General features: G+C 38.4%; 15 protein-coding genes. 5 read left to right on the forward strand and 10 right to left on the reverse strand.

The genetic code is table 11. The features are described from left to right. Positions 1 to 15: 15 nt before the first annotated feature. From BLS33_RS21765 to BLS33_RS21790, 6 genes are all read right to left on the reverse strand, one after another. On the reverse strand, positions 16 to 567 hold the full coding sequence (locus BLS33_RS21765) for an RNA polymerase sigma factor (protein WP_089894943.1): 552 nt from the start codon (positions 565 to 567) through the stop codon (positions 16 to 18). A 43-nt stretch (positions 568 to 610) separates the two neighbouring features. After that, positions 611 to 820 carry a membrane or secreted protein gene (locus BLS33_RS21770; protein WP_089894945.1) on the reverse strand — a complete coding sequence of 70 codons (210 nt, stop codon included), beginning with the start codon at positions 818 to 820 and terminating at the stop codon, positions 611 to 613. Positions 821 to 902: 82 nt separating this feature from the next. Beyond that, positions 903 to 1667, reverse strand: coding sequence for an anti-sigma factor (locus tag BLS33_RS21775; protein WP_089894947.1), 765 nt, complete (start codon positions 1665 to 1667; stop codon positions 903 to 905). Continuing rightward, a complete protein-coding gene (locus tag BLS33_RS21780) occupies positions 1667 to 2230 on the reverse strand; it encodes an RNA polymerase sigma factor (protein ID WP_089894948.1) in 564 nt (187 codons plus the stop codon). Before BLS33_RS21780 ends, BLS33_RS21775 begins: the two co-directional genes overlap by 1 nt. A gap of 240 nt (positions 2231 to 2470) precedes the next feature. After that, entirely contained in the window at positions 2471 to 3487 is a 1017-nt protein-coding gene (gene murB, locus BLS33_RS21785) for a UDP-N-acetylmuramate dehydrogenase (RefSeq protein ID WP_089894950.1), read from the reverse strand. Then, positions 3487 to 4677 carry a pyridoxal phosphate-dependent aminotransferase gene (locus BLS33_RS21790; RefSeq protein WP_089894953.1) on the reverse strand — a complete coding sequence of 397 codons (1191 nt, stop codon included), beginning with the start codon at positions 4675 to 4677 and terminating at the stop codon, positions 3487 to 3489. The genes murB and BLS33_RS21790 overlap by 1 nt, the downstream gene beginning before the upstream one ends. Before the next feature lie 195 nt (positions 4678 to 4872). Here BLS33_RS21790 and BLS33_RS21795 point away from each other — a divergent pair, with 195 nt between their 5' ends. Continuing rightward, positions 4873 to 6204, forward strand: a complete 1332-nt coding sequence (locus BLS33_RS21795; RefSeq protein WP_317039876.1) for an aspartyl protease family protein — start codon at positions 4873 to 4875, stop codon at positions 6202 to 6204. A 79-nt stretch (positions 6205 to 6283) separates the two neighbouring features. Here BLS33_RS21795 and BLS33_RS21800 read toward each other — a convergent pair whose 3' ends face one another. Continuing rightward, positions 6284 to 6673, reverse strand: a complete 390-nt coding sequence (locus tag BLS33_RS21800) for a DUF1573 domain-containing protein (RefSeq protein ID WP_089894955.1) — start codon at positions 6671 to 6673, stop codon at positions 6284 to 6286. 198 nt (positions 6674 to 6871) lie between these two features. Here BLS33_RS21800 and BLS33_RS21805 point away from each other — a divergent pair, with 198 nt between their 5' ends. Continuing rightward, positions 6872 to 9502 (forward strand): valine--tRNA ligase, encoded by a 2631-nt coding sequence (locus tag BLS33_RS21805; protein WP_089894957.1) that lies wholly within the window; start codon positions 6872 to 6874, stop codon positions 9500 to 9502. A 65-nt stretch (positions 9503 to 9567) separates the two neighbouring features. On the opposite strand, the gene BLS33_RS21810 is transcribed toward BLS33_RS21805, so the two are convergent. Beyond that, positions 9568 to 9777 carry a helix-turn-helix domain-containing protein gene (locus tag BLS33_RS21810; RefSeq protein ID WP_089894958.1) on the reverse strand — a complete coding sequence of 70 codons (210 nt, stop codon included), beginning with the start codon at positions 9775 to 9777 and terminating at the stop codon, positions 9568 to 9570. A 10-nt stretch (positions 9778 to 9787) separates the two neighbouring features. Then, a complete protein-coding gene (locus tag BLS33_RS21815; protein ID WP_089894960.1) occupies positions 9788 to 10429 on the reverse strand; it encodes a DUF2975 domain-containing protein in 642 nt (213 codons plus the stop codon). Positions 10430 to 10695: 266 nt separating this feature from the next. On the opposite strand from BLS33_RS21815, the gene BLS33_RS24695 reads away from it, so the two are divergent. Together BLS33_RS24695 and BLS33_RS21820 are read left to right on the forward strand one after the other, a co-directional pair. Then, positions 10696 to 10863 (forward strand): lmo0937 family membrane protein, encoded by a 168-nt coding sequence (locus BLS33_RS24695; protein ID WP_143017669.1) that lies wholly within the window; start codon positions 10696 to 10698, stop codon positions 10861 to 10863. Between the two features lie 299 nt (positions 10864 to 11162). Beyond that, positions 11163 to 11417, forward strand: coding sequence for a hypothetical protein (locus BLS33_RS21820; RefSeq protein WP_143017670.1), 255 nt, complete (start codon positions 11163 to 11165; stop codon positions 11415 to 11417). A 45-nt stretch (positions 11418 to 11462) separates the two neighbouring features. On the opposite strand, the gene BLS33_RS21825 is transcribed toward BLS33_RS21820, so the two are convergent. Next, complete coding sequence (locus tag BLS33_RS21825) at positions 11463 to 12923, reverse strand: glycosyltransferase family protein (protein ID WP_089894964.1); 1461 nt, start codon at positions 12921 to 12923, stop codon at positions 11463 to 11465. Between the two features lie 318 nt (positions 12924 to 13241). Here BLS33_RS21825 and BLS33_RS21830 point away from each other — a divergent pair, with 318 nt between their 5' ends. Then, entirely contained in the window at positions 13242 to 13835 is a 594-nt protein-coding gene (locus BLS33_RS21830) for a hypothetical protein (protein WP_089894966.1), read from the forward strand. Positions 13836 to 13840 lie beyond the last annotated feature (5 nt).

Raw genomic sequence — 13840 nt, forward strand, 5'->3', positions numbered from 1 at the left:
TCAGCAGTAAGCCCATTATTTTTTTATAGATTCCGCCAGTAGTTTTTTTGCTCTCAGTAACTTTACTTTAACGTTGTTTATCGGCTCGTTCAGCTCTTGTGCAATGGCAGCATAGCTTAACTCGTTAAAGTATCTAAGGTTAATGACTTTTTGATAATGTGGTTTCAGATTTTTAATGTGCTGAAGAAGCGTGGCTAGATTTTGTTCGATGATCAATCTGTCTTCTACAGATGGTGCGTCATCGAGCACTTTTTTAATAGCCTCGTTGCTTCCACCTGATTCTAGTACGTTCCGTTTTCTCTTTCGAATCAAATCGACATGCACGTTTTTCGAGATGGCAATCAACCACGTTTTGAATTCATAAGAGGTGTCAAAGGTATCAAGCTTATCAAATGCTTTTGAAAATGTCTGAATAGTAATATCTTCAGCATCATTTTCATTTTCGGTTCGCTTCAGTTGAAACCCGTATACTACATTCCAAAAAGTATCCAATAGTTTACTGAAAGCAATTTGACTCCCCGATTTGGCCTGGTTAATAGTAGCTTGAAGATTCTCGGTTGTATCCAAAAGAAATGGGGTTAATGATTTAGGTCAAGACATGCTTTTGGTGTTATCCAATTTTTGATGTGGTGTCCTTCATGCAATCTTGTTCGCTTGGGAGTTTGCCACACATGCCACAAGCTTCACCATCTTTGTTTAAAAATGGACTCTGGCTAGCACATGTACCAGCAAATTTACCATCTTTTTTAGCCCATATTTTTATTGCAATGCCTGCGAATGATAAAGCAAGAAGACCAATTGTCAATAATATCAACTTCATAAGGAAATTTTGTACAAAGATAATAAAAATAAAGCCCTGATAATAACATCAGGGCTTTAGAATATTTGTTGTTTGAGATGATTTAGTACGGTATATTGGCCACGATATTTTGTACAGTGGGCGTACTATTGCCACCTACGGGTTCAATAGTGATATAGCCCATTGCATTTTTCGAATAGGGTAGTGCCAATAATTTTTCTTGACTGCCGGCTTCTTTTATGATACCAAGATTAACCATTTCGCCATTGACTTCTGCCCACATCTGATAACATTGGTCTTTAGGTAAGTTCGGTAATTTGCTAACGTTGATGTACGAAAGTTTTTTAACCGGATTTACATAGGTTACCGCCTTTAGTTCTTTAGCTTTTTTGTTTCCTTTTACGGTAATTCTCTTGGTCTGTGGATTATTGAGTACAATGAACTGATTTCTAACATCCATCAGCTGCTCCCTCATATCCTCCTCTAAACTTTTAATCTTATTGTTCACCATGACATTCTCTTCTTGCAGGCTTTGATTTTGGTTCCAGAAAAAGTAGGAAGCCCCTGCAAACAAGAATGCTGTAAAACTGGCCGCTATCGCGTATTTAATGAATCTTTTTCGGCCACTGTTATGGCGCTGTGACTTGATTCTTTTAAGAATGGTTTCTTTTAACCCCTCTGGTGGGGCAAGGGCGTGCAATTTTGCGTACACTTCCAAGTTTTCTTGAAGTTCTTCGTAGGTTTCCCTTACTTCGGGATACATGGCGATATATCGTTCCACTTGAAAGGCTTCCGCAGAAGTCGTGTCGTCCAAAAGGTACTTTTCAAGCAAATCAGAATCTAAAAAGTCTTTTATTTTATCTTTCATTACATAAGATTTAGTAGGAGCGCTAAAATCATCGTCGGACCGTAAATTTTTCTAAGTTCCCTTAAACCGATTTTTAATCGTGATTTAATAGTTCCTAACGGTATGTCGAGCTCGTCACTGGCTTCTTGCTGGGTCATTCCTTGAAAAAAAAGTGCTTCGAGTACAATTTGATACTTCGACTCTATTTTTTCAAGATTTTCTTGAACATCCATGAATTCCGGCCGAATGCCTTCAACGCCTAAATTATATACGTCAGAAACATCCATTTGGATTTCCTTATCACTTTTTGTGTTGACACTTCTTAATTTATCGATTGCCGTATTTCGTGTAATGCGAAAAAGCCAAGTAAAAAGTTTGGCCTTGGAAGCATCATAAGAGTCCGATTTTTTCCAGATTTTAATAAAACTTTCCTGTAGTACATCTTGAGCAAGTTCTTCATTTCGCACTACTTTGTAGGCGACCCCGTATAGCGTATCGCTATAGTTTTCGTACAAAAGGGAAATGGCCTTTTCATTTCGCTCTTTGAGTAATTCTACAATGTGCTTTTCAAGAAGTGTGCTCATATAGTGTCTGGCTTACAAAAACTGGAAGCAAAAGCGTCTAATTTCCTTTTTAAACCGTATATCCCCTAAACGCTAATTTATAAAATTGATTGTTATAGGTCTCGAATTCTAAAAATTTTAATAGATAAATGTGCAACTGGTAATTGTGCATTTAGTTTTGGTTAGTTTGGTTTGGTATAGCCCCTTAAGAAACTTCTTAGGGGGTTATTTTTTGTTCAATAAATTGGGTTTTGTGACATACTACCTAATGATATTGACTTCAGGTGTTATGTGAATGCCAAATTTATCAGAGACACTATTTATAATGTTATTCGCCAAAGCCAGAATTTCTTGACCTGTGGCGTTACCGTAATTAACCAATACTAGAGCTTGATTTTTGTGAACCCCTGCATCACCGTAGCGTTTGCCTTTATAACCGCACTGTTCGATAAGCCAACCAGCGGGAATTTTATAGGCGTCATCGGAAATTTTATAAAATGGGGCGTTGGGGTGGTCGGAGATAAAGGTATCGAATGCCGAGCGGGAAACCATCGGATTTTTGAAAAAACTTCCACTGTTCCCTATTTCGTTAGGATCAGGAAGCTTCTGTTGCCTAATGGCGATAACTGCCCTAGAGATATCTTGAATGGTTGGTTCGCCAATTCCTCTGTCTTGTAACTCCGTTTCGATCGCTCCGTAAGAGGTGCTCTTTATATGGTCTCTTTTGGTAAGCTGTAAGTTTACCGAGGTTATAATGTATTTACCTTTGCCTTCGTTTTTAAAGTATGAATCACGATAGCCAAAATTGCAATCTTCTTTGCTGAATTTTTCAATATTTTGATTTGAAATATTCATGGCTTCACAGCCTACAAAGGTGTCTTTGAGTTCTACGCCATACGCACCTATGTTCTGAATGGGAGCTGTTCCCGTGTTTCCGGGGATGAGCGACATATTTTCCAAGCCGCCATAGTTTCGTGCTAAAGTCCATAACACCATTTGATGCCAATTTTCACCGGCCATTATCTTTATGACGACATAATCTTGATTCTCGGCAACTATTTCAATGCCCTTGAGGTTTATATGCAACACCAAAGCTTCGATATCTTTGGTGATAAGCATGTTGCTACCTCCGCTCAAAACGAATTTTTCAGGGTATTCTTTCAGTCGCAGTGCCTGTTTCAGATCTTCGGTCGAATTGATTTCACAGAAGAAATTGGCCTTGGCTTCAATGCCGAAGGTATTATAAGGTTTAAGCGATACATTTTTGTTAATTCTCATCAACCTATATAACTCTTTAAGGCTTCCTTTAGTATCGCAACGGCCCGTTTCAAGCTTTCCTTTTCTAAAACATAAGCCAAACGCACTTGGTTTTTTCCTAGTCCTGGGGTGGAGTAGAACCCCGCTGCCGGGGCCAGCATAACTGTTTCCCCGTTCAATCGGTAATCTTCCAATAACCATTGGGAAAAATCATCGGTGTCATTCACGGGTAGCTCGGCGATACAGTAAAAAGCACCTTGTGGTTTGGCGACTTTTACCCCTTCGATTTTGCTTAGTTCCGCTACTAAAAAATCTCTTCGGGAGACATATTCTTCTTTTACCTCGTCAAAATAAGACTGGGGAGTTTCTAAAGCGGCCTCACTTGCAATTTGGGCATAGGTAGGTGGAGATAATCGCGCCTGAGCAAATTTCATGGATGTGGCAATCACTTCCTTGTTTTTTGTAACCAAACAACCAATGCGAGCCCCGCACATGCTATATCTTTTCGAAACCGAATCGACCATTATGGCGTGATTCTCCAATCCAGGTTCTTGTAGTATAGAGTAGTGTTCTTTTCCCTCATAGGTAAATTCACGGTATACTTCATCTGCAATTAAGAACAAATCGTGTTTTTTTGCGATGACCGCCAATTTCTTGATTTCTTCTTGCGAGTAAAGATACCCTGTTGGGTTTCCCGGATTACAAATGAGTATGGCCCGAGTTGATGGCGTTATAAGTTTTTCGAACTCTTCTATCGGAGGTAATGCAAAATTATCTTCAATTCGTGATTCTACAGGAACCACGCGAACACCTGCAGCTATGGCAAACCCATTATAATTTGCATAAAAAGGTTCTGGTATAATTATTTCATCGCCCATGTCGGCAATAGTGCCCATGGCGAATGCCAATGCTTCTGAACCACCCGTGGTTATTATAATGTCTTGGGCATCGACTAAAATGTCATTTTTAGCGTAATATTTGGCGAGCTTTTCCCTATACGCGTCAGAACCTTCCGTTCTACTGTATTCTAAAATCTCTAATGTATTGTTTTTGACGGCATCCAAGGCGACCTTGGGCGTCTTTATGTCGGGTTGTCCAATATTGAGATGTATGACTTTGGCTCCATTTTTCTTTGCATGTTCGGCAAAAGGAACCAGTTTTCTGATAGGGGATGAGGGCATCGACTGCCCTTTATTTGAAATAGTTGGCATACACAGCTTATTTTCAACAAAAATGGGAAATCAAAACGGACAAAGCAATATTGCATGGGTTTATTTGAGATTGGCGGGCGATAGCCTAATATAATTCAACTTAAAAGTTTCCAGTTTTTAGATCTTATGTTAAATAACAAGTGCTTTGCCTGAATATTCTGTAAATTTAATAGACTTAAGTTGTTAATAACGAAAGTGTTGAAGAATTTTTTGACATATTACCTTTTTTTGGTATTGTGTATTCCCTTTGTTGGTTCGGCACAAGGGTATAGTATGCCCATGGGTCAACGATATGAGAAGGTCAGGTTTCAACTGGTCAATAATCTCATAATCATACCAGTTTCAGTGAACGGTACCGAACTTTCGTTTATTTTAGATTCTGGGGTGAGCAGCCCCATTCTTTTTAATCTTTCCGATCAAGATTCCGTTCAAATTAATAACGTCTCCGAAATACGCATCAAAGGGCTCGGTCAAGGGGAACCGATTGACGCATTAAGTTCAAACGGTAATGTGTTCGAACTTAAAAGTGTGGTGAACCGAAGTCAACCTTTGTATGTGGTTATGGATCGTGGTCTAAATTTTTCCCCATCCTTAGGTATTCCCATACACGGAATTATAGGGTATGACTTGTTCAAGGATTTTATTGTAGATATTAATTATGTAAAAAAGATTATCAAGTTTCATGATCCGCGGTTTTATCGTCATAGAAAAGGTAGGCAAGAGGAATCTCTTGCTTTGACGGTATTCAAGAAAAAAGCGTATATAAATGGTACCGTATATTTGAACGAGAGGGGTCAAGTTCCCGTAAAACTGTTATTGGATACCGGAAGTAGCGACGCCATTTGGCTTTTTGAGGATGAGGACTTGGGAATACCGGATAAAAATTACGATGATTTTTTAGGAATAGGATTGAGCGGTCAAGTGTTCGGTAAGCGAACAATGGTGAATAGACTTAGTATAGGTGGCTTTATCCTAAAGGATGCAAAAGCGGCGTTCCCGAGTAAGGAATCCTTCAACAATATCAAAAATCTTGGTGATAGAAACGGTAGCATTGGGGGGGAGATGCTGAAGAGGTTCAACATCGTTTTCGATTACCCGAACAATAAAATAGTACTGCGGAAGAATAAGAATTTCAACACTCCTTTTCAATATAATATGAGTGGCATAGATTTGCAGCACAACGGGGTGAGGTATATTTCCGAAAGTATTGCCGATTCACGTGGAGTGGTCCAAAAAGAAGGAAAATCATTTGGTGATGTTCAGATATTATTCGAAAATAGAACGCGTATCAGTTTGGTTCCTGAAATAATCGTTTCGGGTATTAGGGCCGGTAGCCCTGCAGACGAGGCGGGGTTAAAAGCAGGTGATATTATTCTATCAGTGAATGGTAAAAGTATACATCGCTATAAGCTTCAGGAAGTTATGCAAATGTTGAATGAAAAGGACGGAAAAAAAATTAAGGTGCGTATCGCCAGACGTCAAAACAACCTACTTTTTTCTTTTGTGCTGAAGCATATGTTCAAGTGACTGGAATGGCAACTAACTGGTACTTATTTAAACTAAAAAAGCCCCGATTCATCGGGGCTTTTTTTAAAATGATGTCATTCTATTTTGTTCCTCCAGAGGCTTTTACTTCTCCTTTGATTTTTAAAACCTTTGTAGGTGTATCGGCATTCGAAATAACCGTAATGGCCTTTCTGATCGGGCCAACTCTGTTCGTATCGTATTTAACCTGAATCTCTCCCGTTTTACCTGGTAAAATAGGGTCTTCGGGTTTCTTAGGAATAGTACAACCACAGCTAGAACTTACTTTGCTCACAATTAAAGGTGCATTTCCTGTATTTTTAAATTCAAACACACGAATACCGTCACTTCCCTTGGTGATTTCACCGTAGTCTACGGTCTCTGATTTGAATTCAATTTTTGCTGCCGTATCCTGTGCGGTAAGGCTTATACCTAACATTCCAATAAATAATACAAGTACTATTTTTTTCATAGTTTTTAATTTAGGGTAATTTCAAAAGTAAATCTTTTCAGATGAACCCCCAAAATTCTTTTGTTATCTATTAACGTTACTTATTTTTGTTTCGTATTTAAATTAGGGTCAATACCTCATAATTTAATAACTTTTAACATATCTTTTCGGCCAATTTAATAACCGAAGTTAAGATTTACCAAAAACCGTACCGAAATAATGGAAGTACCTTCAAAATATGATCCTCAAAACGTAGAAAACCGTTGGTATGACTACTGGATGCAGCATAATTATTTTCATTCTGTTCCCGATGATCGAGAGCCTTATACTATCGTAATTCCACCACCAAACGTGACAGGAGTTTTACATATGGGGCATATGTTGAATAATACCTTGCAGGACGTACTGACGCGCAGGGCACGGCTCATGGGAAAGAATGCTTGTTGGGTCCCCGGTACGGATCATGCTTCCATTGCCACCGAAGCCAAGGTAGTGGCCAGACTCAAAGAAAAGAATATTCAAAAGACCGATATTTCCAGAGATGAATTTTTAAAACATGCGTGGGACTGGACCGACGAATATGGCGGTGTAATTCTGGAGCAACTGAAAAAGTTGGGCTGTTCATGCGACTGGAAACGTACCGCTTTCACCATGGATGACACCATGTCAGCATCTGTTATCAAAGTGTTTATTGATTTGTTCAATAAAGGTTTGATATACAGAGGGTATAGAATGGTCAATTGGGATCCCCAAGCACAGACTACCCTGTCTGACGAAGAGGTAATCTATGAAGAAAAGCAGGGCCTACTTTATTACTTGAGTTATAAAATTGAGGGGTCTGATGAAACAGTTACTATCGCGACTACAAGGCCTGAAACTATTTTGGGTGATACTGCAGTCTGTATTAATCCGAACGATGAGCGCTATACGCATTTGAAAGGAAAAAAGGTCGTTGTGCCTATTTGCAATCGAATAATACCCATTATCGAAGATGATTATGTCGATATTGAGTTTGGTACCGGATGTTTAAAGGTTACGCCTGCTCACGATGTCAATGATAAAGCTTTGGGAGAAAAGCATAATTTAGAGACTATTGATATTTTTAATGCTGACGCATCTTTAAATAGTTTCGGTCTGCATTACGAAGGAAAAGACAGATTTGTTGTTCGGAAAGAAATTTCCAAAGAATTGGAGGAAAAAGGCTTTTTAGTAAAGAAAGAGTCATACACCAATAAAGTGGGCACTTCAGAGCGCACAAAGGCGGTAATCGAGCCCCGTCTTTCAGATCAGTGGTTTTTGAAAATGGAAGATTTGGTAAAGCCGGCCTTAAGGTCCGTTTTAGAAACAGAGGAAATAAAATTCTTCCCTAAAAAATTCGAAAACACCTATAGACACTGGATGGAGAACATTCGGGATTGGAATATTTCACGCCAATTATGGTGGGGACAACAGATTCCTGCGTACTACTTTGGTGATGGGCAAGATGACTACGTAGTTGCCGAAAGTATAGAGGATGCTTTGCGTTTAGCCAAAGAGAAGTCTAAAAACGATACACTGACGATTGCCGATTTAAGACAAGACGAAGATGTTGTAGATACTTGGTTTTCTTCATGGTTATGGCCTATGAGCGTTTTCAATGGTATACTGGAGCCAGATAATGAAGAGATCAATTATTATTACCCTACGAGTGATTTGGTCACAGCACCTGACATTATTTTCTTTTGGGTGGCCCGTATGATTATTGCAGGGTACGAATATCGAGATGAACGGCCTTTTAAAAATGTTTATTTCACAGGAATCGTACGTGATAAGCAGCGCAGAAAAATGTCGAAATCGTTGGGTAATTCGCCCGATGCCTTGAAGCTAATTGAGAATTATGGTGCCGACGGTGTTCGTGTCGGACTTTTATTAAGTTCGGCTGCAGGTAATGACCTCATGTTCGATGAAGACCTGTGCCAACAAGGTAAGAACTTTGCCAATAAAATATGGAACGGTTTCCGATTGTTGAAAGGATGGGAAGTGCAAGACCTTCCACAACCAGAGGCTTCCAAACTAGGAATTGAATGGTATACTGCGAAATTCAATCAGACACTGGTTGAAATCGAGGATCATTTTAGTAAATACAGAATTTCTGATGCCTTGATGTCTATCTACAAGCTTGTGTGGGATGATTATAGTTCATGGCTTTTAGAAATTATCAAACCCGCTTACCAGCAACCCATTGATAAAACAACCTTCGACGCGGTTATTCAGATTTTTGAGGAGAACCTAAAATTGTTGCATCCTTTTATGCCATTTTTAACAGAAGAGGTTTGGCAGCATATTGCCGAACGAACGCCCGAAGAAGCTTTAATCGTGGCGCAATGGCCAGCAGTTGAAAAAGTTGATCTTGATTTAATCGCTCAATTTGATTTTGCCGCGGATGTAATCGCTGGCATACGGACGATTCGAAAAGAGAAAAACATTCCGATGAAAGAGTCGTTGGAACTGGCTGTGCTGAACGGAGAAAAAGCAACTCAAGATTGGGATGTTATCATTAAGAAACTTACCAATGTGTCCGATATTTCATATGTCGATGCTGCTGTTGACGGGGCCTTGACTTTTAGGGTAAAAAGTAACGAATACTTCGTTCCTATCAGCGGAGCCGTAGATGTGGAAGCCGAAATCAAGAAAATCGAGGAGGAGCTTAAGTACACCAAAGGTTTTTTAATTTCCGTACAAAAGAAACTGAGTAACGAACGTTTTGTCAATAATGCTCCCGAAAATGTGATTGCCGTTGAGCGTAAAAAGCAAGCGGATGCTGAAGCTAAAATAGAAACATTGGAGAAGAGTTTGGCAAGCTTGTCTTAGGGTTCGTCAAAAGGTTTGAGAGGCGTTCAATTGGATAATCATGTTATCCCAACATGGCATGACATTTATGTATCGGATTGATATTCAAGAATATCGGCGGGCTGGCATTCGAGAGCTTGGCAAATTGCCTCTAAGGTACTAAAACGAATGGCCTTGGCCTTTCCACTTTTTAGAATGGAAAGGTTCGACAAGGTTATGCCCACTTTTTCCGAAAGTTCGGTCAGCGACATTTTCCGTTTTGCGAGCATGACATCGAGGTTTACAATAATTGGCATCTGTGTTCTTCTATATGGTTAGGTCGGCTTCTTTTTTTAATTCTGCACCTATACGGAACGCTTCCGCTATGACTAAAAGGAATAAGGCGTAGAATATTGTTTCAAAATAGAAAAAGGAAAAAAAGTTGACACTTGTAAATTCCAACCCTGAAACCTGCAATTTATCACTAAAAAAGTAAGCGGAAATCAGGAGCCCTGTTCTTTCCAATAAAAAAATGGCAATCCCTAATAGAGCGATCCACCGCAAACGAATAGCATTTTCAACAATTAAGAAAGCACCAGTTTTGGCCGATTCCAAAATAAGAAGAACCTGTCGCATTGATAAAAGTATACAGAGGTTTGCGAACAGGGTAATTATACTATATAACGCTAGAAAGCCTTTTGGAAGGTTTTCAGCCCTTATCATTCCCATAGACTGCATATAGAATTTAGATAATTCGCTAGTGTCGGGATTATTCCACAATCCCTGTTCGGTAAGCGAAAACATCACCGGAAAATCCATGTGGATGGTAGGGCTATCGGTGAAAAAGATAAAAATGTTATATATGACCCAAATGAATAATGAAAAAGCTAGGAGAAAAAAACCTATTCTAAAAAGATTGGCTAGAAAATTAATGAAGGTGATGCTCTTTGGTTTGCTAGTTGCATTCATGCTTAGGTTATTTATTATATATCGCAAAATAATAATTATTTATTGATAAACAATAAATAATTATTGTAAAAAGGAAATTTTGTTTTCTATTTAAACTTTTTCTGACTTACTGGAAAATAAAAATAATTATCATATATCCTTTCAGATTTTACACAAGCAGGCTGAGCTAGATTCCTTTTTTATGCAATCGCGGTCATTTTTAAATGTATAGCGTTAATCGCTGTGTATTTTTATAAGTAGTATTGATAAACTTTAAATCAAATATTATGAGAGGTCTTCTCTGGCTTGTGGCGGTTATATGTATAGTAGTCTGGCTTTTGGGCATGTTGAATGTCGTACCGGGCATTGGTACCAGTAATCTGCTGCATATTTTAATAGTAATAGCGGTAATCGTAGTGCTTTATAATATTATTTCTGGACGAAAACCTCTTTAAATCTAGTTTTTAAGGATATGTCTTTCACCTGGTTTTATATTTACAGCATATTTAAGTGGAATGAATTTGTTTATTCAAGGTCTTTCTGTTGGCGTAGCCGCGCTCAGACTAACTACTGAAACAAAATCACGTTCTGCCAAATAATGCGACGATAGCCGTATCTTAAGCCTTATTTTGATGGAGTCAATTTCAGAATTCTACATATTTCAAGATGAGGCACTTTTTCTATTTGGCAACTTTATAAATTTTCCAAAATATATTTCCCAGGTCAAACGGAAGGTATTTGGTTGCGAAACTTCTTGTTGAATCAAAAAAATACGTTTCTAATCAATGGAGATCTTTACTGGCAGTATGTTTTAAAAGATACTAATACGGGCCTTATGGAGTTTATTTCAGGGGCGATTAGCGATGAACATGCGCAAGGTTGGAATCTCGATAACATACTGTCCCAAACATCAATTTTTAAGGGTGAAGGGTGGCTTAATCTCTGTTTCCGTACAACGATAAAATTAGATACCAATAATTACTTTCACGCACTACGACTTCGATGGTAACAAAGTACACGAAAAGGCAATCGAGTCAAAACTTTAAAACTAAATTTACTTTTTGTCGCGCGAAACGAGGTAGATACATTTCGTTCTGATTTTTTTGGTATTCACAAAATCGAGTTCGCCAATAAAATCTGGATACACAGCGTAAACTTTCTCAAAGGAATAACCGGGTACAGAACCTTCAAAGGCATAGCCTGAATGTACATAATAACATGATGAGATGTTCTTCGTATTTAAAAATCCTTCTAGGTCATCAGAAGATTCTACAGTATACGAGCGCATATCCTTAGGCGTGTAGAAGGTGGTTTTTAAGTCTCCCATAAGGTTATAGAAATCTTTCTTGGTCGTGAGTACCATGTTGTTTCCAGCCTCCCTATTTTCATATAAATACTTGTAGAACAAGACAGTTCCCTTTGCGGGTCGAAATATCATAAGTACGAGAAAAATCATATTGAGAACCACGGCTATTTTAATCAAGGTACGCTGGTAATTTTTTATGTTCCTTCCTTTAAGAAATAAAGAGCTACCATAAACCGTGATAAAAATAAAAAGGTAACTCATCGGGTATAAGAACCTGAATTCTTTGTGGCCGATCAAAAAATGGATAAGCACGAAAGGTACAATGCTCCAAATAATGACATTGTGTTTCAATTTCTTAATTCCAAGAAAAAAGAAAAGGGGCAGTATAAGGCTTAAGGGAGGAGCAACGACCAGTAGAAAGAGTAATAGATAATACCAGAACGATTTAACGCCGAATTCTGCCGCTTTCCCTTCGATTAAATTGACATTCAGGTAGTTTAGGGGGGCTATGACAAATTCACCATAAAATAAGTAGTCAAGATAGGTACCAAAAATAAGAACGAGTACCATGGCACCTGCTATTGCCATAATCTCTTGAATTCTCTTTTTCTCTACAAACAACAGCCAGGCAAACACACCAGCAATGGCAACTCCCAATTGATACCGGAATAATATTGAAAACCCGAAACATGCCCCTATCAGAGCAAGATACCAGAATCGATGTTTATTTTTTATTAAGAAATACAGGCCTAATAAAAAGCAGATAGTTGAATAATTTTCTGAGGAAAATCGGACACTTATGTATGGTACATACCATAAAAAGAAAGCGCAACCACTAAAAATTAGCGCCCATCTCGAGTCTGGAAAATAGGTGTCATTAAGTAGTTTATTGAAATTTTTAATAATCAGCCACATCAATATGCCACTTAGCAACCTTAAAAAAGTGGTCAGACGAAAAGGGTCTGTGATACCGATTGCATTGAGACCCTTTACTAGCATCACCGTTATCCAAGGCTGCAACGATGGTCTTATTTTTTCATTAAACTCCCAAGGCAATTCATCTGCACTGATGTGTCCTAGTTTATATTGGGCAAATTCAAGTACTTGATAATGTTCATCCGATTGGTGATGACCCACGCTAAAAAGTGCGGTGAGAACAAAGAGAGATAACGCTAGATAGTTAATTTTTGCTTGAAGCGATAATCTCATTTGATTGGCTATGGTAGATGTTAAAAAAGATGGTTTGTGATTATAGACCGCAAAGTAAATAATTTAAAGGGTCAAATTAATATTTTTTTTGAACCATTTAAAATTAGGGCTAGTATGACAATTATAAATTTACATTAGGCAATGCTCAGTAAGGAAACAGTAGGGTTATGGCTTATTTTTCTTTAAATTTTTGGGAACTTAACTTATTTCGGGCGATACAAAGGCATTTTTTATTTCGGAAATCTTAAAAAGTTTCAGAGGTAATGTTATTTAAAAATTATTCGTAAAATAGTTATCTTTAGTAAAAACCTAAAAGTGATGAAAAATATAATAGTTGCAATCTTTATTTTGTTCTTTTTGCCAATTCTAGCCCAAGAGGGAAAACTTGAAATCTTGCCCACTGATATTCAGATAAAAACTGCGGTTTTGCCTGCTCCAGACAGTGATAAACAGGGTGCGATGGTATATGGCTATAACGCCTCTGGTGAAATGGTCGTCTTGCGAGAAGGCACGAATAACCTCGTTTGTATTGGTGATGACCCGGCCAAAGAAGGCATAAGTGTTGCGTGTTATTCTAAAGAACTTGAGCCTTTTATGAAAAGAGGTAGAGAACTTACGGCTGAGGGTAAGAACACCAAAGAAAAACGCGAAATTCAGGGCGCTGAAGTAGCTGCCGGCAAATGGCAAATGCCAATCGTGCCAAGTATGATGTACGTTTATTACGGTAGCGATGAAGCTTATGACAAGAAAACGGGCGAATTGGGTGATGGTCAATACCGTTACGTTATTTATACCCCTTTTGCAACAAATGAGTCTACTGGCTTGCCTGCCAAACCCCATGAAAAGGGAATGCCTTGGTTGATGGATCCCGGTACATTTCGAGCGCATATAATGGTCGGGCCATTCAAATAGAATAA

Source organism: Kriegella aquimaris (assembly GCF_900103215.1).
Lineage (GTDB): Bacteria > Bacteroidota > Bacteroidia > Flavobacteriales > Flavobacteriaceae > Kriegella > Kriegella aquimaris.